Source organism: Candidatus Binatia bacterium, from assembly GCA_029243485.1.
In the GTDB taxonomy this organism is placed as follows: Bacteria; Desulfobacterota; Binatia; order UBA12015; family UBA12015; genus VGTG01.
In genome coordinates this window covers 82,940-108,801 of record JAQWRY010000001.1, presented here as the reverse complement: position 1 = coordinate 108,801, position 25,862 = coordinate 82,940, and the positions used below count along the sequence as shown (strand labels likewise).

Sequence of the window (25,862 nt, the reverse complement as noted above, 5' to 3'; positions counted from 1 at the left end):
ATAGACCAGAGAGTGAAGTCGTCGCCACCGCCTTGGTTTGAAAGCGTCGCCGGGCCGAGCAATGTGCTTGTGATCGCCCCTCACGGCGGACTGTCGGAGACGGATCTCCTCTCCGCCGCCGCCGCCGGGCGTCGCGGGAACGATCTGCACACGGCTGTCCTTGCGCGTGAGTTGGCGGTTCGGCTCGAGGCGTCCCGGTTGGTCAACCCCTCGTGCGATCGCAACAGGATCGACTTGAACCGGGTCCGCGATGTCGTCGACCGCGCACCCTGGTTTCTCGAATTGATCGAGGAACACGTCGCTCGAATCCTCTCCGCGCACCCGACTGCGTTGATCCTTCTGGTTCACGGTTGGCACGTGGGGCAGGCCCGGTGCGATCTCGGCATCGGTGCCTCTCTCGCGCGAGCCGAGGAGGCCGACGCGCACGCGGACCGACTCACCGGATCAACGGCGTTCGTGACGGGACCGCTGGAGACGTTCCGGCAGAGGCTCGCCTCGGCCGGCGTTTTGGCGACGTACGGAGAACGGTGGCCGGCCGCGCATCGGAATAACGTGATGCGTCTGTTTCGCCACCGGCCAGCCGTGCCGTCGCCGGCGCCGGGCTTGGCAAAGTTCGTCGAAGCCGGACGAGTGAACGCCGTTCAGTTGGAGTTGGGCGCTCCTCTACGGTGGCCGGGGCGGTTGCGGCAGGACTTCGTCGAAAGTGCAGCGCAGGTCTTTCGCGGGGAGTCGGTCGGGCCGCAAGAGACGCGCCGATCCGAAGCGAAGGCGGTCGCGCCGGATGGCCCGTCCCCGCGGTCGCTCGGCTTGCAGGCGTTCGACCCCGGCGCTGGGCGTGAGGGGCTCGGGGTGATCGTCGGTGCGATGCACTTGCCGGGGAAAGACGTCGGAGCGCGCTTGCAGCTCTTCCCCGGCGGTCAGCGTATGGGCATCTTCACCGGCCACGGGCAGGTGGGGCCGGTGCTGGGTGTGCCGGATCTGCATTTCGAGCCGACGGCATCGGGGTTCGACGCATTCTTCGAGGGGAACCTTCTCGAAACCGACGATGCAGCGGCCTACTTTCAACGCGAAGAGGAGCAGGCCGGAGCCAGGCTCCGGCCGGCGTCGGTCCGCCTGTCCTTCGAGCGACGAGACAACGGCTTCGGACACGTCCGAGGCCGCGTCGACCTCGGCGGAGAGGTGTTCGAGGTATCCTGTGCGGCGTTCGCGGACCTTCGGCTGGCGCGTCCGGGCGGGGCGAGGCAGGGCACCCGGATCCTGGGAGCGTTCGACGATGGATCGGCGGTTCGTCTCGAGGGAGAGGAAGAAGGCGGGACTTGGCTCGTTTCCACGCTGGGGGCACAGAGCCGGGAGGACACTGAGCGGCTCGGCCGAGTTTGTGAGACTGGCCCGGGTGCTTGGCGGCTGGAGTTCGAGGGAGGTGACAGCTTCTCGGTGCGTGTCCGGACGCAGGCGGCTCTGCTTCGGCCGGTCGGGCCGCAGGAGTATGTTCACACGACCTTCGGTGTCGTTCATGTTCAGTCTGGGGACGACCGGACGGGCTCGGGCTTCTACGAGCGGCGTCGCCCGGTGTAAGAACGCGTCATGCGACCGATCGATCTCCGCAGCGACACCGTCACCCGTCCGACCCCTGAAATGCGCCGCGCCATGGCCGACGCGGAAGTCGGCGATGACGTCTACGGGGAGGATCCGACGGTCAACCGACTTCAGGACATCGCCGCCGAACGCCTGGGAAAGGAGGCCGCTCTCTTCGTATCCTCTGGAACGATGGCGAACCAGGTGGCGATTCGAAGCCTGACCCGGCATGGCGACGTGGTGCTCGCGACGGAGGGCGCGCACGTGCTGCGCTACGAGTCGGGTGCGGCGGCCGCGCTTTCGGGCGTGCAGGTGAAGACGCTCGGCGATGAAGCCGGCCCGTCCGAAGGAGAGGTCGAGGCCGCGATCCCGCCGGTTGATGCGCACAACGCCCCGGCGACCCTTCTGTCTCTCGAGGTCACCCATAACGCGGGCGGCGGGACGATTCTCCCATTCAAGAAGATGTCGTCCCTGGTCTCGGTGGCCCGTCGGCGCGGTCTCTCTGCGCACCTCGACGGAGCTCGGCTCTTCAACGCGGAAGCCGCGAGTCGGCCTTCGGTGGCAGAGTGGGCTCAACCCTTCGACACGGTCTCGTTCTGTTTGTCGAAGGGCCTCGGGGCTCCGGTCGGCTCGCTCGTCTGCGGAACGCGAGACCACATCGTGCAGGTTCATCGGATCCGGAAGATGTTTGGGGGCGGGATGCGCCAGGCGGGGATCCTGGCCGCTGCCGGACTGTACGCGCTCGAGAACCACGTCGAGCGTCTCTCCGACGACCATGACAACGCTCGTCGCCTGGGGGAGGGCCTTGAACGAATCGGCCTCTCGCTCGTGCGGCCGCCCGAGACGAACATCGTGCTCGTCGAGGTCGCGGACGCCGGATCCTTCGTTCGAGCGGCTCTCAAAATGGGAGTGCTGGTGAACGCGATGGGGCCGACCCGTGTGCGGGCCCTGACCCATCTCGACGTGTCGGCTGCGGACGTCGACGATGTGATCGTCCGCCTCGCCTCGCTCTGATCAGTCCGGAGTCGTCGAGAGGAGGACGGTCGCGGTCGAGACACGTGCACCGTCTGCGAACGCTTCCATCTTCACCGCACGAACGGAGTCGGTCGGTGGCGGCGCGGTTTCTGCCACGACGACCTCGACGCGGCCGCCGGGTGGCGTGAACGCGCGCACCTTCACCGCGTTCACGGCTCGAATCGGCGGCAGGTGGGAGGAGGGTGGGAGGTCTCGCGCCACGAGGTTCTGGGCCACGGCGATCTTCGCATCGAGCAAGAGAGTGGCTGGGTAGACCGGGCGAAGGGGAAAGTGATCTTGGTAAAACGAGGCGTCTTCGGGGGCTTGGAGTGTGGCGGCGGCCCGTCCCGTCTCCCAGGTCGCCTCCGAGACCCGAGGCGCGAACTCCCTTCGGGTCGGAAACGCGCGGGGCGCCAGGCCAGGGCCGCGGAGCAGGGCGAGATGCTCCCGGACCGTCTGCGGGTCGTCGAACGCCTCCATGGGCAACATCGCGCCGGTGCAGCGCTTGAGTTCGACTGCGACCTCACCGTTCACTCGCGCGCTGCCGGCGTACCGCATCGCGCTCGTACGAAGAGCGCTCACGTCGACCGAGAGATCCAGTCGGTCCCCGCCCCGGATCGTCCGGGTGGCCACGACTTCGCCGGCGATCGCGGCGACCGGGCGCATCGCGAAGTCTACGTGGTCCATCGCGATGTACGCCGCGAGCTGTCCGATGGCCTCCACGACCAGGGACAGCGGAAAGTCCTCGGAGCCGTCGGGGAGGGCTAGGATTCCCGAGGCGCTCTTTGCGGTGGAGAATTCGTGGATACGGTCGACCAGCTGAAACGACATCTGAGGCTCCGAATGGTGCGGCATACCACAAGGATTCGGCTGTAGCCGCTTCGGGGGTTGCATGATTCGGCCGATGCTCCCCTTAATCGAGGTGGGTCGAGCGGCCGCGGGAAGGGCTCGGGCTCCACAAGGAGATGTAGATGCGTTTGATTGGGGTACTTCCGGCGGGTGTAGTTGCGACCCTGTTGTTCGTGACGAGCGCCCTGGGGGCTGGGGCCGCCGGGTTGATGGATCGCGCCCAGCGCGATGGCACGGTACGCGTTCTGGCCCGCCTTCCGGTGGCTGCCGCTCCGGTCGCGATGCGCGGTACGGCTGCGGGAGATCAAGCCCGGCGGGTCGCGATCCGGTCTGCCCGAGCCCGCCTCGAGGGGGATCTGGGTGACGATACGGCCTGGGAGGTCACCCGCTCCTTCGACAACATCCCGTACGTGGCGCTGGAGATCGGCGCGGAGGCTCTCGCGCGGCTCCAGTTGACCGACAAGGCCTCGGGAATCGTCGAGGACCGCCTCGAGACGATCCTCCTCGAGGAGAGCCGCCCGATCGTTCAGGCTGACCAGGCCGATTCGGCCGGCTTCGACGGGAGTGGGTGGGCCGTGGCGGTCGTGGATACGGGCGTCGATACCACCCACACCTTTCTCAAGAACAAGGTCGTGAGCGAGGCGTGTTTTTCCATGGAGGCGTCTTGTGCCAACGGTCAGATTGAGCAGTTCGGCGCCGGTTCGGCGCGCCCCTGCGACTTCGCCGACAGCGCGTGTTCCCACGGGACCCACGTGGCAGGCGTCGTCGCGGGTGCCGGGGAGACCATCGATGGGGTCGCACGCGGCGCGAACGTGATCGCGATCCAGGTGTTCTCCCGGTTCACGGGCACCACATGTGACGACGACAACGAGGACCCGTGCGCCAAGACGTTCACGTCGGATACGATCAAGGCCCTCGATCACGTCTACGGCCTTCGCAACGACTTCAAGATCGCGGCGGTCAACATGAGCCTTGGTGGTGGGCAGCACTCGTCGGTCGCTGCCTGCGATCTCGAGGACTCGGCCCGCAAGGAGATCATCGACCAGCTCCGCTCGGTCGGAATCGCGACCGTCGTCGCGGCCGGGAACGAGTCGCGGACCGATGCCCTGACGTCGCCTGCGTGTGTGAGCTCCGCGATCAGCGTCGGCGCGACGAATGACAACGACGGTGTCGCCGCGTTTTCGAACTCGGCACCGTTCCTCGACCTTCTCGCGCCGGGCGTCCAGATCTTCTCTTCCGTCCCGGGAGGGGGCGCTACGATTTCCGGCACCTCCCAGGCAACACCGCACGTGGCCGCCGCGTTCGCCGTCCTGAACCAGCGGATCGGCACGGGAGACGTCGATCGGGTTCTCGGCGCGCTGAAGTCTACGGGCGTTCCGGTGTTCGACGGTCGCAACAGCATCACGACGCCGCGAATCCGGATCCTCGACGCTGCGAATTCGCTTCCCGGCGGGGTGGCGACCTCGTCCGGACTGCAGATCACCCCGGATGGCAAGCACACGCTGGTCAGCAAGGATGTGGGATCCGAGAGGTGGGCGATCACGCTCAACGCCGACGACGGCTCGGTGACGGGCAATGTCTTTAAATCCGATGGCAGTGAGCCGAGTTTCGTGTGGTGCGAGTACCTCTTCGACGATGGCAACGCGGACCAATATGAGCGCGAGGTGACGTTCGAGTGCTCGGGCGCCGATGCCTGCTCGGGGCGGTCGTGCCCGGCCGATGAGTGGAGGAGGCTCGCGACGGTATCGCTACCTCAGGCGTTCTTCCTGCCGCCTCTCACGGCCGCAGGCGTGACGTCGACTCTCACGGGCCCGACTCCGTTCTCGACGGAGACGCCGTCCGGTCTCCAGATCACGCCCGACCAGAAGCGTACGCTCGTCAGCAAGGACGTCGGGGACGATCGTTGGGCGATCACCCTGAACGATGACGATTCGAGCGTGACCGGAAATGTGTTCACCCCGGGCAAGGAGCCGACGTTCCTTTGGTGCGAGTTCAAGTCGGACAACGGCGTGGCGGACCCGGCGAACGTGCTTCTCACTTACGCGTGTAGCGTTGCGGACCGCTGTGACGTCGCTCCGTGCGACTCCTCGCAGTGGAACTTCCTGCAGGACGTCATCGTACCGGGCTGGTTCTTCCAGCCCTGAGGTTCGCTACTTCGAAAGCGCCGCCTTCTGGGCGGGGTTTTCGGCGTCGGAGAGGGTGTGCAACATCTTCGGCGTAAAAAACTCGTCGGGGATGCCGTTGTTATACGACACGCTACTCACGACCATCTCGGACGAGGACTTGGCCGGCAGATTGTTCATCGTCACCTTCGTCGGTGTCGGGACGCCATCGATCTGCGTGACGTCCTCGAAGACCTCGAGCTTGAAGAGCTCGCCGGCCGGGCTGTAGTACTCGCGCTTCACGGGGAGCTTCGACGCCGCATCGATCCAGGTGACGTAACGCGAGTAGTACCACTGCTGGGCGGCGCTGCTCGGCGTCGATTGGATCTTGTAAAACACTCGGTCATTGCCTTCCTTCTCCGTGCCGAGGAACTCGTTCGAGTCTTCGACCGGCAGGAACCCGAGATCGCCGTACGAGAAGTCCGTGTGAAGGAACGACGTGTAGCTCTCCGCCGGCGTGAGTTCGCGGACACGGCGAATGACGGGGGCGTAGGTGTACTCCTTGCTGTTGCCCTTCACGTCGTGCTGCTCGAGGTAGGCGAGGCCGCGCGCGTCCTCGGGTTCGATGACGAAGGTCAGCGAGGCTCGCGTTCCGTCGGGCAGCTTCTTGCGGGCCTGGATGAGCTTGAGGCTCTCTGATCGGCCCCCATGCTTTGCCGTGAGGGTCAGGACCCGGGTGCTCGGTTTGCTCGGCTCGACGGCCTCGCGCATATCGCGAATGATCTGGGCCGCGTCGGGCTCGGCGGCAGCTGTGGGGGCCGCGAGGATGGCGTAAGTACAGACGGCCAAGAGACTCAGGAGAACACGTTTCATGGGGACGCTCCTTTGCGGATTCAAGCGGCTCGGTGGAGCCGGGTGCAGAAAGCGGCGAGTCCGTCCTGCCAGGCAGGGAGGACGATTCGCGGTTCCTGGACAGTTTCGAGAACTGAGAACTGAGGTCGTTCGGCCGGGCGCGGAAACTCTTCGGTCGTTACGGGGACCACGGACGTCGTGATGCCTTCGCGACGATAGAGTTCACAGGTGAGATCGAACCAACTGGCCTGGCCTGCGCCGGCGAGGTGGTATGTGCCGAACGCCTCCGTCTCGATGAGTGTAGTGAGTGCGTCGGCGAGGTGGGGCGCATACGTCGGCGAGCCGACCTGATCATTCACCACGCGGACTTCGTCTCGGTCGCGCAGCGAGAGCATCGTGCGCGGGAAGTTGCCGCGTTCTTCGTGGTACACCCAGGCCGTTCGGGCGATGTAGTGCCGCGGATTGGCCTCGCGCACGGCGACCTCACCGGCGAGTTTGCTTGCCCCATACGCCGATCTCGGGGCGGGTACGTCGTACTCGTGGTACGGGCGATTGCCCCGGCCGTCGAAGACGTAGTCAGTGGAGACGTGCACGACCGCTGCGCCGACCTCGTTGCTCGCAAGGGCTAGGTTGCGCGGTCCGACCGCGTTCCCCCGGTAGGCGGGGCCGGGGTCGCTCTCCGCGTCGTCGACGCGATTGTGGGCGGCGGCGTTGAGGATGAGGTCGGGTTTCTCGGCGGCAACCGCCTCGCGTACGGCCGCAAGGTCGGCGATGTCGAGCCGCCCGTGTTCGCAGGCGACGACGTCGTGCCCGTGCAGGGTTCGACGCAGGGAGCGGCCGAGTTGTCCCGCCGCGCCGGTGAGAAGGATCTTCACGCTGCCTTCTTCGCGTACGCCGGTAGCTGGTCCATCCACGCCGAGAGCGGCAGGCCGCGCAGGTCCTTCTCGGAGAGGAGGGGTTGCGTCGTGGGCCACTCGACGCCGATCTCCGGGTCGTTCCACAGGAGGCGTAGCTCGGCCGACGGGTCGTAGAGGTTGGAGCACTTGTACTCGACTTCTGCCGTCTCGGAGGTCACGCAGAACCCGTGCGCGAACCCGGCCGGGACGTAGATCTGCCGGAAGTTTTCGGAAGTGAGCTCCGCGCTCACCCATTTGCGGAAGGTCGGGGAGCCCGCTCGAATGTCGACTGCTACGTCGACGATCGAGCCCTGCAGGACCCGCACGAGCTTCGCCTGCGGACGGTTCAGCTGGGCGTGGAGGCCCCGCAGCGTCCACTGCGCAGACCGCGAGTGGTTGTCCTGAACGAAGTTGACGTCGACCCCCGCCTCCGCGTAGCGCTCGGCGTGGTAGGTCTCAGTAAAGAAGCCCCGGTCGTCCTTGAAGACCTTGGGCTCGATGACCACTACGCCCTCGAGGGCGGTCGGAATGACTCGCACGTGTCACGACTCCTGTCGGACGAGGTCCAGAAGGTACTGGCCGTACCCCGTCTTGCTCATGGGTTCTGCCAGACGCTGTACGTCTTGGGCGCTGATGTACCCCATCCGATACGCGATTTCTTCGAGGCATGCGACCTTCAGCCCCTGCCGTTCCTCGATCGCGTGGATGAAGTTCGCTGCCTGGAGGAGGGATTCGTGGGTGCCGGTGTCGAGCCAGGCGATGCCGCGGCCGAGTCTCTCGACGTGTAGATCCCCACGCTCGAGATAGGCGAGATTCACGTCGGTGATCTCCAATTCGCCGCGCTCGGAAGGTGCGAGATTCGCGGCGATGTCCACGACGTCTTCGTCGTAGAAGTAGAGGCCGGTGACGGCGTGCGAGGATCGGGGCTGCGTTGGCTTTTCTTCGAGGCCGATGGCCCGTCCGGACTCGTCGAACTCGACGACCCCGTATCGTTCGGGATCGCGGACCTGGTACCCGAACACGGTCGCGCCGTGGGTGCGCTGGACCGCGTTCTGGAGGAGCTCGGAGAAGCCGTGGCCGTAGAACATGTTGTCGCCCAGGGCGAGGGCGGCGCGGGATCCGGCCAGGAAGTCACGGCCGATCAGGAACGCCTGCGCGATCCCGTCGGGCTTCTCCTGCGCCTGGTATTCGATGTTCAAGCCGAGGTCGTTGCCGTTTCCGAGCAGGCGGCGGAAGCCCTCCTGGTCGTGCGGCGTGGTGATGACGAGAACATTGCGGATGCCGGCCAGCATGAGGCTGGACAGCGGGTAGTACACGAGCGGTTTGTCGTAGATCGGCAATAGCTGCTTGCTGGTTGCCCGGGTGATCGGATGGAGCCTGGTACCGGAGCCGCCTGCGAGGAGGATCCCTTTGATGTCGTTCATGGACTCGGCGGGCTCTCTGAAAGACCCAGACGCTCTCGTTGGTACGTGCCGCTCTGCACCGCCTCACACCATTCTCGGTTGTCGAGATACCAATGGACCGTGCGCTTGAAGCCCTCCTCGAAGGTGTGGCGGGGCTTCCAGCCGAGCTCGTCGTCGATCTTCGACGGGTCGATCGCGTAGCGACGATCGTGTCCGGGTCGATCCGTGACGAAGGTCTTGAGATCGGCATAGCTCGTAAGGCCGCGTGCCTTCATCCCCGGGTTCTCACCGGCGGGCCGCGCCTCTTCGAGCAGGGTGATGATGTAGTCGATCAGCTGGAGGTTCGTGCGCTCCGCGTGGCCGCCGATGTTGTACTTCTCTCCCTGCCGGCCAGCCTCGAGTGCGCAGAGGATACCGTCGCAGTGATCTTCGACAAATAACCAATCACGAATGTTGCCACCGTCGCCGTAGATCGGCAAGTCTCGCCCTTCGAGCGCGTTGAGCAAGGTGAGCGGAACGAGCTTCTCGGGGAACTGGAAGGGCCCGTAGTTATTCGAGCAGTTCGTGACCAACGTCGGCAATCCGTACGTATGGTAGTAGGCGCGAACGAGATGGTCGGCGGCCGCCTTCGACGCAGAGTAGGGCGAGTTCGGCGCGTACGCTGTGGTTTCCTTGAACTCGCCGGTGGCGCCGAGTGAGCCGTAGACCTCGTCGGTCGACACGTGAAGGAACCGGAAGCCGGCGCGCTCCTCGTTGGTGGCTTCGGCATATTGCGCGCGCGCGGCCTCGAGTAGCTCGAATGTCCCGTTCGTATTCGTTCGAAGGAAGGAACCCGGGTCTTCGATCGAGCGGTCGACGTGCGACTCGGCGGCGAAGTTCAGAACCCATCGCGGTCGATGCTCTGCGAATAGCGCTCGGACCGCGTCGCAATCGGCGATGTCTCCGCGAACGAAACAGAATCGCGGGTCGTCGCTTACGTCGCGCAACGACAACAGGTTTCCAGCGTAGGTAAGCTTGTCGAACACCACCACACGTGCGGACGTCTTTGCCAATGCGAGCCGTACGAAGTTCGCTCCGATGAAGCCCGCACCCCCCGTTACAATCATGGTTTCCACAACTCACCGAATTATCTGATGTGCCGGCCTAGGGCGAGTGCGTTACTCAGATTCCCTGGACGGCTGGTGGGCGGGGTCGAGCAGGTCGGTGAGAGCTTTGACAGGATGGAAGGTCGCCGGGGGCACCTCTACGAAGAGAGTGTTCCATTGCGCCATGCCGCCGTTCCACAGGCCCGGGTGCTCGAGCGCCCGAAGGGCCCTGCCGGCACTCGATTTTTCGGCGATGAAGACGGCGCCGGGGTCGACGTGGAACGGTAGGTCGAAAGGCTCACCACGGTGATCTCGTACCCCGAGGACCATGTCCGCGGGGCTGAAGTGCGTGGCTCGAGATTGCACGTCGCGCTGCATCCCCGAGGCCTGATCGATCTGGGCGGTTTCGACGATCTGCGGGGAGAGACTGCCGTCGGACGCCCGGACCCAGAACGGCCCCCCTCCCGGATCCCCTTTCGCGCGCAGTACCGCGCACACCCGAACGGGTCGATCGAGGAGTCGACGTACCGCCTCGGGGGTTGGCACGGCGTCGCCCGGAACGGGAACGTGCACGCCGAGCTCGTCGCGCAGTACGGCGGCTCCGGCCGCGACCGCATCCGCGTCGTGCGCGTTCTCGTCGAGCGCGCGAAGGGCCGCGAAGAGCCGCTCCTGAAGGAGGACCAACCGCCCCGCAAGGAGGCGGCGCCATTGCACGACGGGTGCGCGCCAGTCCTCGTGCACGACGTTGTCGATGTTTTTCACGTACACGAGATCGGCGCCGGCGGTTGCGAGGTCGGCAAGGTTGGCGATCAACGAGCCGTGTCCGCCGGGCCGGAAGAGCAGAACGCCGGCTTTGTCGCGAAACGGCTTGCCGTCGAGATCGAGGGCGATGGTGTCCGTGGAGCTCTTCTGTGTCGAGAACGAAACCGCGAACCGGGCTCCGAGCCGCGCTTCGAGAGCAGTTCGGGCCGCGGCGAGCCGTTTCGCAAACGCTTCCTCGTGTGCCGCCGAGACGGTGAAGTGCAGGCGCGTCGTGCCCTCTGCGTCGGCGGCGAGAGCGAAGGACTCGACTAGGTGGTCTTCGAACGCGGTGCGGCTGGTATCCGGGTAGCGGTGGAATAGGAGGAGGCCCTTGGGGGTGTCCGCGTAGGCAAGGCCGGTAGGGTCGAGGAGGGCATCGAGGACCGGGGCGACCGCGCCTCGTTCGATACAGTCGTCGAGGCTCGCTCCGCGCGCATCGAGAGCCGCGCCGAGCTCGCCTGAAAATGCGAACCTCCGGAGGCCGTCGAAGAAGCGTACTGCGGTCGTGGCGTCGCCGTCGCCCGTGGCCGCCAGCGTCGCACGATTTTCCGAACCCCGGGCGCGCGTCGCGAGGAGGCTCTTGAACATCCGCGTTGCAGCACCGGAGGCCGGCACGAAGTAGGTCGCCCGGCCGCCCGCCGCGGCCCCTGCCTGCGCTTCGAGCAAGCCGGGGATCTGATCGTCCGCGATTCGGGCGATGCCATCGTCGATCGTGCAGGGGCGGTCCAACTCGATGGACGGAGGTGGGTTCGTAAGGATCCCCAGCTGCCGTGTGACCTCGTCTCCGGAGAGGCCGTGGGCAGCGGCCTTTTCGAGATCTGCCGCTCCCAGCCCCGTTTCGCTCTTCGCCATGCCCCTGGAATAGCAACCGGCGCGGAGGACGGGAAAGCTGGGCTCGTTGGAGGCCTTCCAGTCGTCTGGTAAGCGACACGGAGTAGGACGCGATGGCGACAGCACCCCCGATAACCGGTTCGGCGGACACGGAATCCTCGACGGCTACGAGAATCCTGGATGTCGCCGAGCAATTGTTCGCCGAGCGCGGGTTCGCGGCCGTCTCCGTGCGCGAGATCGCCGGGCGCGTCAGCCTGAATCAGGCCAGCATCTACAACCACTTTTCGAGCAAGCAGGCGCTCTATGAGGCCGTGCTCGAACGGGGATTCGCTCCGATTCGCCTTCTCCTGGAGAGGGGGGCCGCGGAACTCGACGGGGCCGAGGCGGGGGATGACTTCCTCGAATCCCTGGTCGACCAGCTGTGGCAGACACCGAATCTTCCAAAGCTGTTGCAGCGCGAGATCCTCGACGACGGCCCCTACCTGGAACGGCTGGCCGAGCAGTGGCTCCGCCCGATTGTCGTGGCGGGCCGCGATGCGATGGGGGCTGCGGTTCCGGAGCTGCCCGAGAATTGGGCCGAGCGCGACATCCCGTTCGTCATCCTCGGCATGTACGGTTTTCTCTTCGGGCACTTCGTTTCGGCTGCTCTCATGCGCCGCGTGCTGGGCGTCGACCCGTTCTCCGATGAGATGCGCAAAGCGCATGCCCACTTCCTGAAGAAGGCGACGCGTCGTTTGATGGGCTCAGCGGACGTCGAGTAGTCGCGGGTCGAGCACGAGCCAGCGCTCGAGGAATTCGAGGATGAGGGCCTGGCCCGGAGGGCCGATGTCGTGGCCGAGATCCTCGAACTCGACCCACTCGAAGCGGTCGGGAACCCCGGCGGCCTCGAAGGCTGCGGCGAAGCGGTCGGCGCTCCTGTGCACGCACGCAGGCGGGATGGCCCGGTCCTGAGCCCCGGAGAGGAGAAGCAGCGGCCGCGGCGGCAAGAGCTCGGCTCGCGCGGCCGGCTCGATCGCATCGATCTTCTCGCCGTACTTCTCGTCGAGAACCATCTCCCCGTCGACGAGCCACCGCTCCTGGTCGTCGAGTCCGAGGGAGGACGACTGCAGGAACATCCGGTATTCGCCGCACGCGACCTGGACCACGCCGAGCGCCAGTCGAGGCTCTTCCGCCAGTGCCTGCAGCGCCGTGAAGCCTCCCGTGGAACTGCCGGCGATCGCGATCTGCTCGGGATCGATGTCGGGCAACGTGAGGAGGTAGTCGACGACGGCCGGGATGGTCTCGTGTGCCTCGGTCGTGATCAGCTGGAAGTAGGCCCGGCCGATGATCCCGGGTCGAGGCGCACGGAGGAGCCAGGCACCCACGGTCTCTGGCTTCTTGGCGCCCGGACCCGGGGTGGCTTTCGGCTTGCTGAGGCCGGAGAGGATCTCCCAGTTCGTCTTCCAGCGGACGACGCCGATTCCTCGCTCGAGAAGCTCATGATCGGGCACGATGGGATTGAGCAGGACCGGGTAGGGCGGCCGGCCGTGATGGGGAAGGCCGATGTTGACGGTGATCCAATGGTTGTGGATGCCGACCTCGCTCCAGAGGCCCGGCGGGGTGGGCTTAGGAGCCAAGCGAGGCCAGCCGGGGACGGCGGGCTTGCAGCCGGCTCCGACCAGGAGGAAAAAGAGAGCCACGACGATGTGGACCCTGACGTTCGATTCTCGGTAGGGCACGGACGTCGGCACGAATAGATGATCTCCTTTCTCTGCGAAAGTCGAAAGCCCTGCCGCGCATTCGCGTGTGCGCTGCTCGTGGTTTTCCAGGCATCGTGCTCGCAGACTCTGGTCGACCGGGCCATCGACGCGCGGGGGGGGGCGCTCGAGTCGTACGACAAGGAGGTCGATGCGACGGTCGTGGCCGGCGTGCCGGGAGAATGGACCTGGTCACTCGCGTATCGCGTCCCGGAGTCCTTTCGCTGGACCCTGCCGACGCTCGGTGAGGAGCAGCGTCTTCTGTTCGACGGCACGATGGCCCGCCATCAACTGGGCGGGGCGACCCTACCGGCGGTCAAGGGTGACGGCGACGTGCGCAGTCAGGCGCAGTGGTTCGCGGTGACGTCGCTCGACGTCCTGCGAGATCCTCGGGTCTCGTGGCGCGAACTCGACCGTGACGAACTCCCGCCCGGGGCGTCCGCGGGCCTCCGCGCGTCGTTCGCGGATATACCGGGCTCTTTCGAGCTGTTCTTCGATGATCGGGGCCTCCTGTCGCGGGCACGTGGCACCGTCGCCCTAGCTTTGATCGGCAAAGGAGTTCTGGACGCCCGATTCTCGGACTACCGCGCGGTGGACGGGTATCAGTTCCCGTTTGCGGGGGAGTACTACCTCGACGGCGCGCCGCTGATGCGTGAGCGCGTCCGTAGGTGGGTGCCCAACGCCCCCGCCCTCACGGCGGGGGCCTTCTCGGTTCAGTAGGGGCCGCGGATCTCGGGTTCGCCCTCGCCGCCGTCGTTGCGGCGATCGAGGGGGACGTAGGCCCGCTCGCCCTCGCCTAGGTACATCTGGCGCGGCCGGGCGATTCGCTCGTCGTTCTCGAGCATCTCCGCCCACTGAGCGACCCAGCCGGCGGTGCGGCCGATCGCGAACAGGACCGGGAACATCTCCATCTGGAAGCCCATCGCCTCGTAGATCGTCCCCGAGTAGAAGTCGACGTTGGGGTACAGGCGTCGCTCGATGAAGTACTCGTCCTCGAGGGCAATGCGCTCGAGTTCGAGAGCGACGTCGATCGCCGGGTTCTTTCCGGTGACCTCGAAGACGTCGTACGCGATCTGTTTGATGATTCGCGCGCGGGGGTCGTAGTTCTTGTACACGCGATGGCCGAAGCCCATGAGCCGACGGTCGCCAGCTTTGACGGCTTTGATCAACTCGGGGACTTTGTCGACGCTGCCGACCTCGTGGAGCATCCGGACCACGTCTTCGCTCGCCCCGCCGTGTCGCGGGCCCGAGAGTGCGGCGGCGGCGGCCGACACGACCGAGTAGGGGTCGGCATGTGAGCTTCCGACGACCCGGGCCGTCGTGGTGGAGCAGTTCTGCTCGTGGTCGGCGTGCAGAATGAAGAGCACGTCGAGTGCCTTCTCGAGCACCGGGTTCGGCCGGTATTTCAGCTCAGTCATCTTGAACAGCATCGACAGGAAGTTGCCGGTGTACGAGAGATCGTTGTCGGGCGAAACGTACTTCAGGCCGCGGCTGTGGCGGAACGCGAGGGCCGCGATCGTCGGGAGCTTCGCGATGAGCCGGCGCGTCTGCACGCGGCGCGACTCGACGTCGTGAATGGCCTTCGCGTCGGGGTAGAAGGTCGACAGCGCGGCGACCGTGCCAATGAGAATGCCCATCGGATGCGCGTCGTAGCGGAACCCGTCGATGAACTGCTTCAGGTTCTCGTGCACGATCGTGTGCATCTTGATGTTGTGCTGCCACATCTGGAAGTGCGTGGTGGAGGGCAGCTCGCCCTTCACGAGCAGGTAGGCGACTTCGAGATAGCTACTGCGCTCGGCGAGCTCCTCGATGGGATAGCCGCGGTAGCGAAGGACGCCGCCCTCGCCATCCAGATAGGTGATGTTGCTCTTGCACGTCGCGGTATTGGCGATTGCGACGTCGAAGCTCCACAGGCCAGGTCCGTCGGGGCTCGCTTTGATCTTGGCGAGCTCCGACGCCGGAATTGTGTCGTGCTCGATCGGGATTTCGTAGGTCTTACCCGTGCGGTTGTCGACGACGGTCAGTGAATCGTTCGGCATTCGTTCCTCAGTCCATCCCTAGCTTGGTACGCCCTTCGGGCGAGATCATGTTCGGGTTCCAGATCGGCGTCCAGACGATCTCGACGTTCGCGTTTTCGATGTCGGGGAGCGTCTCGATTTTGTACTGGGCATCGGCGGCGATGTTCGGGCCCATGCCACAGCCTTGCGCGGTGAGCGTCATCTTCACTTCCACGCGGTGTTTCCCCTCGTCGGACGGGAGGAGCTGCATGTCGTACACGAGGCCGAGATCGACGATGTTGACCGGGATCTCGGGGTCGTAGCAGGTCTTCAGCTGACCCCAGACGAGCGTCTCGAGATCGCTTTCGCCGGCTTCTGCCTCGGCCGTCGGCACCGCCTCGGGCTCCTGGCCGACCGCGTCGGCATCCTTGCTCGAGACGCGCATCAGGCCCCCGTACTCGGGGACGTGCAGGGTGAAGGAGCCGCCGAGGGACTGGGTGATCACGGCTTTGGTGCCCTTGGGCAATAAGACGGTGTGACCGGCGGGTACCATGGCGGCCTCACAGTCTCGTGACAGCTCTATCCACTCGTTCGATTCGCTCATCGTCATATCTCGGCACCGCCCTGCGGTGTCGACCTTTCCTGCGGGTTTCAGCGGTCGTTTGGAGGGTTCCGGGCAGTGGGCCCGGTCCCGGCCCTTAGGATAACGTGCGATGAGGCGGAGGGATAGGGCGCCCCGGTGGCGGCGGCCTGTAGCGGTCAGATAATGTCCGTTGAGGAAGCGGGGAAGCGATGGCGTACGAGCACGGCAAGATCACGGATGAGGGCATCGCGAAGCTGCGTGCGCGGATCGGGCAGGGCTTCGGTGGCCGAAAGCCCTGGCGAACCGAGGTCAACCGCGACACGATCTGGCACCTGGCCCATGCGATCGGTGACCTGAGCCCCGTCTACGTTGACCCGGAGTACGCGGCGGGCACCCGCTGGGGCCGTCAGCAGTGCCCAGGCGTCGTGCTCCGCTGCTACGACACGCTCAGTGCGCCGGGTTCGGCGGGTCTGCCCGAGGGGCTGCCCGGCGTTCACGCGATCTGGTCGGGCTCGCACTACGAATGGGCGCGGCCGATCCTGCTTGGCGATCGCATCACGGCCAAGTGCTACCTGAAGGACGTCGTCGAGAAAGAGAGCAAGTTCGTCGGGAGCCGGACGGTCTACCAGACCTATGAGGCCGTCTATCACACCGTTGAGGGCGAGTACCTCGGCAAGCGCAGCGACACGTACATGCGCGCGGACCGGAACAAGGCGCGCGAGAAGTCGGTCTACAAAGAGCAGGAGCAGCTCGCGACCTGGACCCCGGAAGACATCGAGGGGTTCATGGCCGAGTACAAGTCCTACGAGCGGACCACGACCCGCTACTGGGAGGACGTCGAAGTAGGAGAGGAACTGTCCCGGGTGATCAAGGGGCCACTGACTCCGACGGCCGAAATCGCCTTTGAGGCGTTCTTCGGCATCTACCTCATCGGGAACTCGGTCGCGGCGGATGCGCTCGAGCGACATCCGAAGCTGATGGTTCCCAACGAGCAGGGGGTGCCCGAGCCGCCGCAGCGCGTCCACTGGGACAACAAGTTCACGCAGGACACGCTCGGTCTCCCCGGCGCCTACGATCTGGGGCTCGAGCGCCTGTCGTGGATGTGTCAGGCCGTGACCGACTGGGTGGGCGACGACGGCTTCCTGTCCTTCATCGACTCCCGCTACCGGCGATTCAACTACCTCGGGGACGTCACCTGGGCGACCGGGAAGGTCGCCGAGAAGTTCGAGCGAGACGGACAGAAGCTGGCCCGACTGGACCTCTGGACGATCAACCACCGAGACCAGGTGACCGCCACCGCGCAAGCCGAGGTGTCCCTCATCTCCCGGCACGACTGAAGCGGTCGCCTCATCCGGACCCATGGCAAGGGCCATGATTCCTGCGTCGTCGACCAGAAGCCTCCGTTTTCGCAGGCTTTCCGCCTTGCCCACCGTTGGCGACGTCGGTACCCTCGCGGTTTGATCTTCCAACCGCTCGGCGGCCTCTTTCCCGGGGCACTCCGGTGCCGAGCCCACCCCGACTGGGACCCAATCTAAGCCTATGAATCTGCTCTTTGAAGGTGCCGTATTCGGCCTCGCCTTCCTGTTGGTCCGGTTTGTCTTCTCCGGTTCGCTCCGGGCGAGCGCCGCCAACTTCCTCAAGGTCGCGTTCACCGGCCGGATCCTTTGGCTCCTGCTGACGGCTCCGGTAGCGGACGGCGCGGGCGAGGTCGTGCCCGCCTACAAGCTGATCGTCGACCTGGTCGGAAGCATCGATCCGGTCACGTTCTGGACGTTCATCCTGATCGGCTCGGCGGTCCGCTTCGGCGGCGTGATGGCATCGATGTATCGCTGGCAGCTCGTGCTGCGCGGGCAGGGGATCGAGCTCCCGTTCTGGCACATCTTCGGTGCGTTCCTGATCGGGCGGGTGATCGGCTTCTTCCTGCCGAGTACGGCGGGTCTCGATGCGTACAAGCTCTACGACGCGTCACGCTTCAGCGGTCGGACGGTCGAGGTAACGGCAGCTACGGCGCTCGAGAAGGTTCTCGGCGTCACCGGGATCTTCATGACTTTCCTCGTCGCGCTGCCGATGGGCATGTCGATCTTCGGCGACAACGCGATGAGCGTGGCATTGATTACGGTGCCGGTCGCGCTGGGCATCATCAGCGCCTTGCTCGCGATTCTGTGGTTCCCGGGGCTCGTCCAGTGGGTGATCGAAAACACGCCGATCCCCGCGAAGGATCGTATCCAGGGCCTCGTCATGCGGTTGTCGAATTCTGCGGCGGCCTACCGTGACAAGAAGGGACTCGTTCTTCTTCTCCTGCTGCTGAGCTTCCTCCTGCATTTCTCGACGGCTGTGATGTATTACTTCATGGCTCTCGCGGTCGGCGCGGCAGGTGAGGCGCTGTTCTGGCCGATCGTCTTCGGCTCCGCGATTCAGATCTTCGCGACGGTCATCGGACCCACGATCGGCGGCATGGGTGTCCGCGAAGCAGCGCAGGTGCTGACCATCGGCGCGCTCGTCGGGCCCATCGTCGCCGGTGTTTCGGCGACGCTCGGCTTCTGGGTCGGTGAAGTTCCGACGCTGTTCGGTGTCTTCTTCTGGCTCGCGCGCGGGAAGGGCTATACTCCCGCGTACTGCCGGGTGGACGGAAAGCAGGTCGACTACGAGGAGGCGGCGAAGCAGGCGGTTTCTCTTGGGATGGAAGACCTCGAGGCGGAGACGGACGACGCCGCGGCCGCGGTGGGAGCGCCTATTCCGCAGCCGCAGCGCCTCCTGGCGTCCGCCGGTGCCGGTCTCGGCGCGGGCGTTCTCGCGGGCATCGTCATCGGTCTCACCGAGGCGTTCGTCATCGGCGCCGGAGGCTTCGGCGAAGATTCACAGGTTCTTTGGTTCGGTCCGCTCGTCTACGCGTTGCTCCTCGGTGGGCTCGGCGCCGTCGGCGGTGCCGTGCTGAGCGTCTTGCCGATGCGGATAGACGAGGTGCGGTCGTGGGTTCCGGCATTGGGTCTCACGGCGACTCTGATTCCCTTCGGCCTCATGATCGCGATCTTTCGGCTGCGACGAGACGTCTATCTCGAGCAGATGCCCCCGGTACCGGTGCTCCTCGGAGTTCTCGGTGGGGCGGCCGTTCTCGTGATCCTTTTGCTGACCGTTGGACGCCGGTTCTTCGGGTCGCCCGCGGGCGCGATCGCGCGTCCGCTTCCGGCGGTCGGCCTTCTCGTCGTCGTGATGGGCCTCGGCGCGCTTCTCGGGCCGGCGGAATCGCCGGTGCAACCGCCGGTGCGTGCAGAGATACCGGCGCACCTCCAAGACAAGCCGAACGTCGTTCTCGTCATCGTGGATACGTTGCGCGCGGATCATCTCGGTTCCTACGGTGATCCCCGCGGCCTCAGCCCCAACATCGATGCCGTCGCGGCGGATGGCGCGACCTGGGAGGCGTTCGGCCAGTCCTCGTGGACGAAGCCGTCGGTTGCCACGATTCTGACCTCTCTGTACGCGTCGTCGCACGGCGCGATGAGCAAGCCGTCGGTGCTGCCGGACGTGACGACCCTAGCCGATGCGATGCAGGAGCAGGGCTACACGACGTCGGGCTTCGTCTCGAACATCAACCTCGCGCCGTCGTTCAACTTCCAGCAGGGCTTCGATGAGTACACGTACTTTGCACCGGACTACCTGTTCGGCGCGGAGGAGTCGTCCTCGAAGCTCGTCATCTACAGCATCCTGCGTGTCGTGAACTTCAAGCTGTTCAAGGATCGCTGGGTCGAGCAGTACTACCAGGATTCCCGCACAGTGAACGAGGACGCGCTGCCGTGGATCGAGCGGCACAAGGACGACCGGTTCTTCACGCTGCTTCACTACATGGATCCGCACGATCCGTACTTCACGCATCCGTACGACGGCAAGGGCATCGCGCGCGTGGAGAACCAGAATCCCCCGGCGGAAGACGCTGCTGAGATGAAGGAGTTGTACGCGGGCGAGATCTCCTACATGGACGAGTCCTTCGGGCACCTCGTCGAGCAGCTGAAGAGCCTCGATCTCTACGGCAACACGCTGATCATTCTGACGGCGGATCACGGCGAGGAGTTTCAGGAGCACGGCGGCTGGTGGCACGGAACCACGCTCTACAATGAGCAGATCGCCGTGCCGCTCATCACGAAGTTCCCGGCGGGCACGTACCTGTCGGGGCGGCCGAGCGGCGTCGCTCGACTCCTCGATGTCTCGCCGACGATTCTCTCGGCGGCCGGAGCGCCGCTGCCCGATGAATGGCAGGGCGCGGATCTCTCCGAGGGCATCCCGAGCGCGCGCGTCGCGTTTGCCGAAGAAGATCACGAGGGGAACATCATCACGGCCGTCCGCAAGGGCCCGACCAAGCTAATCCGTTCGCAGGCCGGGAACCCGCGGGGTCTGCCCGAGGTCGAGTTGTTCGACGTCGAGGGCGACCCGGCGGAGCAGCGCAACCTGGCGGCCGATCATGAGGTCGAGATCGCGGATCTCGACAAGGAGATCATCGCCATCAGCACCGGTGCGACCGACGATGCGGTCGAGACGGGGGGCGACGTCGAGATGGACGACGCCACACGAGACCGCCTACGCGCCCTCGGCTACATCGAGTAGGCTCTCTTACGTGGGACGGCGGAGTCGGGCGCGCGCCCGCTCCGCCGGCTCGTGTGCGGCGCACCCCGGCAGGTGATCGTTCACCAGCCCCATCGCCTGCATGAAGGCATAGAGCGTCGTGGGGCCGACGAAGGTCCAACCTCGCTTGCGCAGATCCTTGCTGAGCGCAGCGGACGCGGGTGAGTGGGGGTTCTCGGAGAGGTAGCGGCGAGTCAGCCGCTTTGGTCGATCTTTTGCCGGCGGCTCGAAGCTCCAGAAGTAGGCCGCGAGTGATCCGAATTCGCGGGTCAGTTCGCGGGCCCGCTTGGCGTTATTGATCGTCGATTCGATCTTGCCGCGGTGCCGGATGATCCCGGGGTCCTTCACGAGCCGGTCGACACGCCGCTTGTCGAAGCGCACGACCTTGTCGTAGTCGAAGTCGGCGAACGCGGTTCGGAAGTACTCGCGGCGGCGAAGGATGAGGATCCAGCTGAGTCCCGCCTGAAATCCCTCGAGGCAGATCTTCTCGAAGAGCCGGACGTCGTCGGTCACCGGGAAGCCCCACTCGGCGTCGTGATACGCGACGTAATCGGGCGAGGAGGCGCCCCACCAGCAGCGGCTCGTGCCGTCCTCGTCACGAACCAGTCCTGGGAGCCGGGTCATGGCCGAATCGCATCCAACTTTTCCGGCCGTCGCACAAGCGCTATGAGAAGCCATGACCCGGATCGGCGTCTACCTTCCGCAGGTGGGATTCACGTTCGAGGAGATCCTCGAGAGGGCGCAGCTCTGTGAAGAGGTGGGCATCGATTCGCTCTGGCTGATGGATCATCTCTATCCGCCGGAGATGCCCACGGTGCCTTCCTTTGAGGGGTGGACCCTGGCGACGGCGCTTCTCGCGCGGACGGAGAGACTCCGGGTTGGGCACCTCGTTCTGTCCGCGACGTTTCGCGAGCCCGCTCTGCTCGGAAAGATGGTCACGTCGCTCGATGTGATTTCCGGTGGGCGCCTCGAGCTCGGCCTCGGGAGTGGCTCGTACGAGCCTGAGCATGAAGCGTCGGGCATCCCGTGGGGGTCGGTCAGCGATCGTGCGCGGAAGCTCGAGCGCTCTCTCGAAGTCGTGTCGGCGATGTTGGGCCGGAAGCCGCGGGGTTCTGCGACCGAGTATCCGGTGCCGCCCAACCTGCCGTCGCCGGTGTTCCCGGGTGGGCCGACGATTCACGTCGGTGGTGTCGGGGAGCAGCTGGTGCTGCCGCTCGTGGCCCGGTTTGCGGACGTGTGGAATTGCCCCACGTACGGGGTCGCGCAGTTCGAGGGGAAACGGGCGGCGCTCGATCGTCGTTGTGCCGAGATCGGGCGCGCTCCCGAGTCGCTCGTGAGTTCGCTCGAAGCGGTCCTCGTCCTCGTGGAGAACGAGAGCGATGTTCCGGCGGCGCGGGAACTCGCAGCGCGGCGCTTCGGCGGGCCGGGGTGGGGGCTCGAGGCAGGCGGTTTCCTGGGAACACCGGAGCGGATTGTCGATCGGATTCAGTACTATCGAGGGCGGGGCGTTGAGTCGTTTATCTTCTTCCTGCACGACCGCGGCGAGGAGGACACCCTACGCCTCCTCGCAGAGGAGGTGCTTCCAAACGTCGACTGATCAACCGCCGCCGAGCGGCGGGACGAAGTGAACTTCGCTTTCGGGTGCGACGGGTTCGTCGAGTCCGGCGGAGGCGACGACGTCGTCGACCGAGACTGCGAGGTGAGGAACCAGGTTACCGTTCTCGACGAATGCGGCTCGGAGGCCGGGGAACCTGGCTTCGAGGTCGTCGATCAGTTCCCCCACGGTTTGCCCGGAGGCCTCGGCGCGATCGATGCCGCCGGTCAGGCGCCGCAGCGGTGCGGGGATGTAGACGGTGCTCATTCCCCGGCGGCGTGCGCCTTGAGCGCCGCGAGCACGCGGGGGGGAGACATGGGCAGGGTCGTCATACGGACTCCCGTCGCATCGGCGATGGCGTTGGCGACCGCGCCGGGAGGTGGGACGATCGAAACCTCGCCCACGCCGCGCACCCCGTACGGGTGCGCCGGGTTGGCGACCTCGACGATCACGGGATCGATCATCGGAAGATCCAGCGCGACCGGCATGCGGTAGTCGAGGAAGCCGTCGTTCAGGAGGTGTCCTTCGTCGTCGTAGACGTACTCTTCGTTCAGGGCCCAGCCGATGCCCTGCACGCTGCCGCCCTGCATTTGTCCTTCGACGTAGGCGGGGTGGATCGCGCGTCCGACATCCTGGAAGACCGTGCAGCGCGTGATGTCGACCCGGCCGGTCTCCGTGTCGACCTCGACGTCGACCATGAGGCCGGCGTACGCGGCCCCCGTGTTGCGTTGTGCGTTTACGGTCGCGCGGCCGACGATGGGGCCGCCCGTGCGAATGGCATTCTTTGCGATCTCGGCCAGCGAGAAGCGCTGGGATTCGTCGTTGACCGAGACGACGCCATCCTCCTCGAAGCGGACCTGGTCGACTTCGACCTTCCACGTCTTCGCGGCGCGCTCACAGAGTTGGCGCTTGATGTCGTGCGCGGCGTCGTGGACGGCTAGGCCGGTGGCCATCGTCACGCGACTGCCGCCGGTGACGTCGGTGTGCCCGATCGAGTCGGTGTCGCCGACGACGGGGCGAACGAGTTCGATGGGGAGCCCGAGTTCCTCGGCGGCCATCATCGCGCACGAGGTGCGCGTGCCGCCGATGTCCGGAGAGCCGGTCACGAGGCTGGCCGTTCCGTCTGAGTTCAACGAGATCGTCGCGCTCGATTGGAGGCCGGCGTTGAACCAGAAGCCGGTCGCGAATCCACGCCCCCGTTTTCGGGGGCCATCGGCGTCGCCGAGCGGGGCGGTGGCGTGCGGGCAACTGCGCGCGGCTTCGAGCAGCTCCACGCAGCCGATGCGGCGATGGCGCGGGCCGGCCGCGGTCGGTGTCCCTTCCTTGGCGGCGTTCGCGAGTCGGAACTCGAACGGGTCGATCTCGAGGCGATGGGCGAGCTCGTCGACGATGGTCTCACTGGCGTAGGCGGCGTTGCTCGCGCCGGGCGCCCGGTACGCGGCGGTCTTCGGGCGATTGACGACGACGTCGTAGCCGTAGATCCGCACGTTCTCGATGTCGAAGGGGCCGATGATGCACGCGGCGCCCATCTGCACCGGCGACCCAGGATAACCGCCCGCCTCGTAGGCGAGCCACGCATCCACTGCGGTGATGCGACCGTCGCGGTTGGCGCCCATCTTCACGCGGATGTGCGAGCCCGACGTCGGGCCGGTGGCCTGGAGGACGTCGGCCCGACTCATCACGAGCTTCACGGGGGCACCGGATTTCCGGGAAAGCAAAATTGCGAGAGGCTCGAGATAGATCGTGGTCTTGCCGCCGAAGCCTCCCCCGATTTCCGCGGCGACGACCTTCAGACGCGATAGCGGCATCTCGAGAACGTCCGCGCAGAGGCGGCGTACATCAAAGTGGCCCTGGGTACTGCACCAGAGAGTCGCCTGGCCATCGGCGTTCACCTGCGCGACGGCGTTGTGCGGCTCGATGTAGCCCTGGTGGACCATCGCCGTGTCGAAGCTCCGCTCGATGATCTCATCGGCTTGTGCAAAGCCCGCTTCGATGTCGCCGCGCTCGAAGTGCGTTACCGCGGCGACGTTGGTCTCTCGGTCCGCGCGTTCGGGGTCGCCCCCGTGCGTGCGCAGGTCGGGATGGAGAATCGGAGCGTCGTCCTGCATCGCCTTGCGAACGTCGAGCACCGGCGGCAGGACCTCGTACTTCACGTCGATCAACGCGGCGGCTTCTTCGGCGATGTGTGCGCTGGTGGCCGCGACCGCCGCGATCGCGTGTCCGTGATAGAGGACCTTGTCGTGGGCGAGGATGTTCTCGGAGAGGTGGCGCACGTTCGTCACCGACTCGCCGAGCTTCTCTTCGCGGGCACGGACGTTGGGGAGATCTTCACTCGTCACGATGGCCTTCACGCCGGGGAGGGCCGCGGCTCGCGTGGTGTCGATCGAGAGGATGCGCGCGTGTGCGTGGGGGCTGCGCAGCACGCTGCCCTGCAGGAGGCCGGGCAGCGTGACATCGGCGCCGTAGACGGCGCGCCCGGTGACCTTGTCGATTCCGTCGTGACGGATAGGGCGCGTGCCGATGACGCGAAACTCGCGGGGTGCTTCGCCTAGCTTCGTGGTGCTCATGGCAACCTCACGCGCCCCGCATCTCAGCGGCGGCATCGAGGACGGCGCGGACGATCTTGTCGTATCCGGTACAGCGACAGAGATTGCCGGCAAGGTGGTAGCGCACTTCGGCTTCGCTTGGGTCCGGGTTGCGGTCGAGCAGGGCACGAGCGGCGACGAGGAATCCGGGGGTGCAGATGCCGCACTGGAGGGCTGCGTGCTCGAGGAACTTGCGCTGCAGCGGGTGGAGGTGTTCGCCGTTGGCAAGCCCCTCGACGGTTTCGATATCTCGGCCCGCGACTTCCGGTGCGAGAACGAGGCAGGAACACACCACGCGGCCGTCCAGGATGACGCTGCACGCGCCACAGTCGCCCGTGGTGCATCCTTCCTTCGTGCCTGTCTGATCGAGAACGTCGCGCAGGACCTCGAGCAAGCTCTGGCGCGGCTCGCAGAGGAACTCGACGTCTTCGCCATTCAGTCGGGTCGAGAGATGCAGTTTCGCCACTAGACATTCCCCTTGGCGCGCCGGGCGGCGTCTGCGACGACGCGGCGGGTGAGAACTGCGGTGATCTCGCGACGGTACTCGGTGGTGCCGCGCTTGTCGGAGATGGGCTGCGCGACGTCGGCGGCCAGAGTGCCGGCCTTCTCGAGGGCGGCCTCGTCGATCGGTCCTCCGACCAGACTGAAGGCTGCTTGCGTCGCGAGGAACGCGCGGGGGCCGACGGCGCCCAGTGCGATCCGCGCCGCGGAGCAGGTGCCGTCGTCTTCGAGCACCAGGCTTGCGCCGACTCCGACAACGGCGATGTCCATTTCGGAGCGGGGAATGAGCCGCTGGTACGCATCCGACGCGCCGCGAGGCGGCGGGGGCACGCGGATCTCGACGAGGAGCTCGTTGTCCGCGAGCAGGGTGCGCCCCGGCGCCGTGACCACTTCTGCGGCCGACAGTTCGCGGCGTCCGGCCGGGCCCGCGATGATGCAGGTGGTATCGAGAGCGAGGAGGGCGGGTGTCGTGTCGGCGGCGGGTGAGCCGTTGCACAGGTTTCCCGCGAGCGTCGCCCGGTTCTGGATCTGGGTCGAGCCGATCAGGGCGGCGGCCTCGATCAGGCCCGGGAAGAGATCCCCGGCCGCCGGATGTTCGACGAGTTCAGCACAGGAGACGGCTCCACCCACACGCAGCCCGGTGCGCGCGTTAGCGTGCAGCACGTTCATCTCCGGGATGCGCTTGATGTCGACGAGGTGACGCGCGTGCCGGGCGCCGGCGCGAAGCTGGATCAGCAGATCCGTTCCACCGGCGAGAATTCGAGGGTCCTGGCTACCGTCCGCCAGGCACTCGAGTGCTTCATCCACCGATGCCGGAGCGGAATATCGAAGCTCTCTCACGGAT

At 66.0% G+C, this 25,862-nt stretch carries 23 protein-coding genes; 8 read left to right on the top strand and 15 right to left on the bottom strand.

Annotated features, from left to right (window positions below; translation table 11 throughout):
* Positions 1–69 precede the first annotated feature (69 nt).
* Together P8R42_00555 and ltaE are read left to right on the top strand one after the other, a co-directional pair.
* Positions 70–1,575 carry a hypothetical protein gene (locus P8R42_00555; GenBank protein MDG2303136.1) on the top strand — a complete coding sequence of 502 codons (1,506 nt, stop codon included), beginning with the start codon at positions 70–72 and terminating at the stop codon, positions 1,573–1,575.
* A 9-nt stretch (positions 1,576–1,584) separates the two neighbouring features.
* Complete coding sequence (gene ltaE, locus P8R42_00550) at positions 1,585–2,589, top strand: low-specificity L-threonine aldolase (GenBank protein MDG2303135.1); 1,005 nt, start codon at positions 1,585–1,587, stop codon at positions 2,587–2,589.
* On the opposite strand, the gene P8R42_00545 is transcribed toward ltaE, so the two are convergent.
* Positions 2,590–3,420, bottom strand: a complete 831-nt coding sequence (locus P8R42_00545; GenBank protein ID MDG2303134.1) for a hypothetical protein — start codon at positions 3,418–3,420, stop codon at positions 2,590–2,592.
* 140 nt (positions 3,421–3,560) lie between these two features.
* On the opposite strand from P8R42_00545, the gene P8R42_00540 reads away from it, so the two are divergent.
* Complete coding sequence (locus P8R42_00540) at positions 3,561–5,582, top strand: S8 family serine peptidase (protein ID MDG2303133.1); 2,022 nt, start codon at positions 3,561–3,563, stop codon at positions 5,580–5,582.
* A 6-nt stretch (positions 5,583–5,588) separates the two neighbouring features.
* Here the strand turns inward: P8R42_00540 and P8R42_00535 are convergent, their stop codons facing one another.
* The 6 genes from P8R42_00535 to P8R42_00510 are packed head-to-tail and all read right to left on the bottom strand — an operon-like array spanning position 5,589 to position 11,429.
* Positions 5,589–6,413 (bottom strand): outer membrane lipoprotein-sorting protein, encoded by an 825-nt coding sequence (locus P8R42_00535; GenBank protein ID MDG2303132.1) that lies wholly within the window; start codon positions 6,411–6,413, stop codon positions 5,589–5,591.
* A gap of 20 nt (positions 6,414–6,433) precedes the next feature.
* Positions 6,434–7,267: a dTDP-4-dehydrorhamnose reductase gene (gene rfbD, locus P8R42_00530; GenBank protein ID MDG2303131.1), complete on the bottom strand. Its 834-nt coding sequence runs from the start codon at positions 7,265–7,267 to the stop codon at positions 6,434–6,436.
* On the bottom strand, positions 7,264–7,827 hold the full coding sequence (rfbC, locus tag P8R42_00525; GenBank protein ID MDG2303130.1) for a dTDP-4-dehydrorhamnose 3,5-epimerase: 564 nt from the start codon (positions 7,825–7,827) through the stop codon (positions 7,264–7,266). The genes rfbD and rfbC overlap by 4 nt, the downstream gene beginning before the upstream one ends.
* 3 nt (positions 7,828–7,830) lie before the next feature.
* Complete coding sequence (gene rfbA, locus P8R42_00520) at positions 7,831–8,703, bottom strand: glucose-1-phosphate thymidylyltransferase RfbA (GenBank protein ID MDG2303129.1); 873 nt, start codon at positions 8,701–8,703, stop codon at positions 7,831–7,833.
* A 5-nt stretch (positions 8,704–8,708) separates the two neighbouring features.
* Positions 8,709–9,806, bottom strand: coding sequence for a dTDP-glucose 4,6-dehydratase (rfbB, locus tag P8R42_00515; GenBank protein MDG2303128.1), 1,098 nt, complete (start codon positions 9,804–9,806; stop codon positions 8,709–8,711).
* 42 nt (positions 9,807–9,848) lie between these two features.
* Positions 9,849–11,429, bottom strand: coding sequence for a DUF4301 family protein (locus P8R42_00510; GenBank protein ID MDG2303127.1), 1,581 nt, complete (start codon positions 11,427–11,429; stop codon positions 9,849–9,851).
* Between the two features lie 92 nt (positions 11,430–11,521).
* On the opposite strand from P8R42_00510, the gene P8R42_00505 reads away from it, so the two are divergent.
* A complete protein-coding gene (locus P8R42_00505; protein MDG2303126.1) occupies positions 11,522–12,169 on the top strand; it encodes a helix-turn-helix domain containing protein in 648 nt (215 codons plus the stop codon).
* Here P8R42_00505 and P8R42_00500 read toward each other — a convergent pair.
* Complete coding sequence (locus P8R42_00500; GenBank protein MDG2303125.1) at positions 12,152–13,138, bottom strand: prolyl oligopeptidase family serine peptidase; 987 nt, start codon at positions 13,136–13,138, stop codon at positions 12,152–12,154. The genes P8R42_00505 and P8R42_00500 overlap by 18 nt on opposite strands.
* Positions 13,139–13,144: 6 nt before the next feature.
* Here P8R42_00500 and P8R42_00495 point away from each other — a divergent pair, with 6 nt between their 5' ends.
* Positions 13,145–13,864, top strand: coding sequence for a hypothetical protein (locus tag P8R42_00495; protein ID MDG2303124.1), 720 nt, complete (start codon positions 13,145–13,147; stop codon positions 13,862–13,864).
* On the opposite strand, the gene P8R42_00490 is transcribed toward P8R42_00495, so the two are convergent.
* Complete coding sequence (locus P8R42_00490) at positions 13,858–15,183, bottom strand: citrate synthase (protein MDG2303123.1); 1,326 nt, start codon at positions 15,181–15,183, stop codon at positions 13,858–13,860. The two genes, P8R42_00495 and P8R42_00490, sit on opposite strands and share 7 nt — an antisense overlap.
* 7 nt (positions 15,184–15,190) lie before the next feature.
* Complete coding sequence (gene sufT, locus P8R42_00485; GenBank protein ID MDG2303122.1) at positions 15,191–15,751, bottom strand: putative Fe-S cluster assembly protein SufT; 561 nt, start codon at positions 15,749–15,751, stop codon at positions 15,191–15,193.
* A gap of 182 nt (positions 15,752–15,933) precedes the next feature.
* On the opposite strand from sufT, the gene P8R42_00480 reads away from it, so the two are divergent.
* Positions 15,934–17,061 (top strand): MaoC family dehydratase N-terminal domain-containing protein, encoded by a 1,128-nt coding sequence (locus tag P8R42_00480; GenBank protein MDG2303121.1) that lies wholly within the window; start codon positions 15,934–15,936, stop codon positions 17,059–17,061.
* Positions 17,062–17,263: 202 nt separating this feature from the next.
* Positions 17,264–20,320, top strand: a complete 3,057-nt coding sequence (locus P8R42_00475; protein MDG2303120.1) for a sulfatase-like hydrolase/transferase — start codon at positions 17,264–17,266, stop codon at positions 20,318–20,320.
* A gap of 6 nt (positions 20,321–20,326) precedes the next feature.
* Here the strand turns inward: P8R42_00475 and P8R42_00470 are convergent, their stop codons facing one another.
* Entirely contained in the window at positions 20,327–20,962 is a 636-nt protein-coding gene (locus P8R42_00470) for a DNA-3-methyladenine glycosylase I (GenBank protein MDG2303119.1), read from the bottom strand.
* A gap of 52 nt (positions 20,963–21,014) precedes the next feature.
* On the opposite strand from P8R42_00470, the gene P8R42_00465 reads away from it, so the two are divergent.
* Positions 21,015–21,935: an LLM class flavin-dependent oxidoreductase gene (locus tag P8R42_00465; protein ID MDG2303118.1), complete on the top strand. Its 921-nt coding sequence runs from the start codon at positions 21,015–21,017 to the stop codon at positions 21,933–21,935.
* On the opposite strand, the gene P8R42_00460 is transcribed toward P8R42_00465, so the two are convergent.
* Genes P8R42_00460 through P8R42_00445 form a run of 4 tightly spaced genes read right to left on the bottom strand, consistent with a single transcriptional unit; the run spans position 21,936 to position 25,858 of the window.
* Positions 21,936–22,199 carry a MoaD/ThiS family protein gene (locus P8R42_00460; GenBank protein ID MDG2303117.1) on the bottom strand — a complete coding sequence of 88 codons (264 nt, stop codon included), beginning with the start codon at positions 22,197–22,199 and terminating at the stop codon, positions 21,936–21,938. It lies immediately after the preceding gene.
* Positions 22,196–24,499, bottom strand: a complete 2,304-nt coding sequence (locus P8R42_00455) for a xanthine dehydrogenase family protein molybdopterin-binding subunit (protein ID MDG2303116.1) — start codon at positions 24,497–24,499, stop codon at positions 22,196–22,198. The genes P8R42_00460 and P8R42_00455 overlap by 4 nt, the downstream gene beginning before the upstream one ends.
* A gap of 7 nt (positions 24,500–24,506) precedes the next feature.
* Positions 24,507–24,983, bottom strand: coding sequence for a (2Fe-2S)-binding protein (locus P8R42_00450; GenBank protein MDG2303115.1), 477 nt, complete (start codon positions 24,981–24,983; stop codon positions 24,507–24,509).
* Positions 24,983–25,858: a xanthine dehydrogenase family protein subunit M gene (locus P8R42_00445; protein ID MDG2303114.1), complete on the bottom strand. Its 876-nt coding sequence runs from the start codon at positions 25,856–25,858 to the stop codon at positions 24,983–24,985. The genes P8R42_00450 and P8R42_00445 overlap by 1 nt, the downstream gene beginning before the upstream one ends.
* Positions 25,859–25,862 lie beyond the last annotated feature (4 nt).

Bases quoted from the DNA above. Each gene is read 5' to 3' on its own strand.
- ltaE (MDG2303135.1), top strand. From the start codon at position 1,585: ATGCGACCGATCGATCTCCGCAGCGACACCGTCACCCGTCCGACCCCT.
- P8R42_00545 (MDG2303134.1), bottom strand. From the start codon at position 3,420: ATGTCGTTTCAGCTGGTCGACCGTATCCACGAATTCTCCACCGCAAAG.
- P8R42_00540 (MDG2303133.1), top strand. From the start codon at position 3,561: ATGCGTTTGATTGGGGTACTTCCGGCGGGTGTAGTTGCGACCCTGTTG.
- P8R42_00535 (MDG2303132.1), bottom strand. From the start codon at position 6,413: ATGAAACGTGTTCTCCTGAGTCTCTTGGCCGTCTGTACTTACGCCATC.
- P8R42_00510 (MDG2303127.1), bottom strand. From the start codon at position 11,429: ATGGCGAAGAGCGAAACGGGGCTGGGAGCGGCAGATCTCGAAAAGGCC.
- P8R42_00505 (MDG2303126.1), top strand. From the start codon at position 11,522: ATGGCGACAGCACCCCCGATAACCGGTTCGGCGGACACGGAATCCTCG.
- P8R42_00495 (MDG2303124.1), top strand. From the start codon at position 13,145: ATGATCTCCTTTCTCTGCGAAAGTCGAAAGCCCTGCCGCGCATTCGCG.
- P8R42_00490 (MDG2303123.1), bottom strand. From the start codon at position 15,183: ATGCCGAACGATTCACTGACCGTCGTCGACAACCGCACGGGTAAGACC.
- sufT (MDG2303122.1), bottom strand. From the start codon at position 15,751: ATGACGATGAGCGAATCGAACGAGTGGATAGAGCTGTCACGAGACTGT.
- P8R42_00480 (MDG2303121.1), top strand. From the start codon at position 15,934: ATGGCGTACGAGCACGGCAAGATCACGGATGAGGGCATCGCGAAGCTG.
- P8R42_00475 (MDG2303120.1), top strand. From the start codon at position 17,264: ATGAATCTGCTCTTTGAAGGTGCCGTATTCGGCCTCGCCTTCCTGTTG.
- P8R42_00470 (MDG2303119.1), bottom strand. From the start codon at position 20,962: ATGACCCGGCTCCCAGGACTGGTTCGTGACGAGGACGGCACGAGCCGC.
- P8R42_00465 (MDG2303118.1), top strand. From the start codon at position 21,015: ATGACCCGGATCGGCGTCTACCTTCCGCAGGTGGGATTCACGTTCGAG.
- P8R42_00460 (MDG2303117.1), bottom strand. From the start codon at position 22,199: ATGAGCACCGTCTACATCCCCGCACCGCTGCGGCGCCTGACCGGCGGC.
- P8R42_00455 (MDG2303116.1), bottom strand. From the start codon at position 24,499: ATGAGCACCACGAAGCTAGGCGAAGCACCCCGCGAGTTTCGCGTCATC.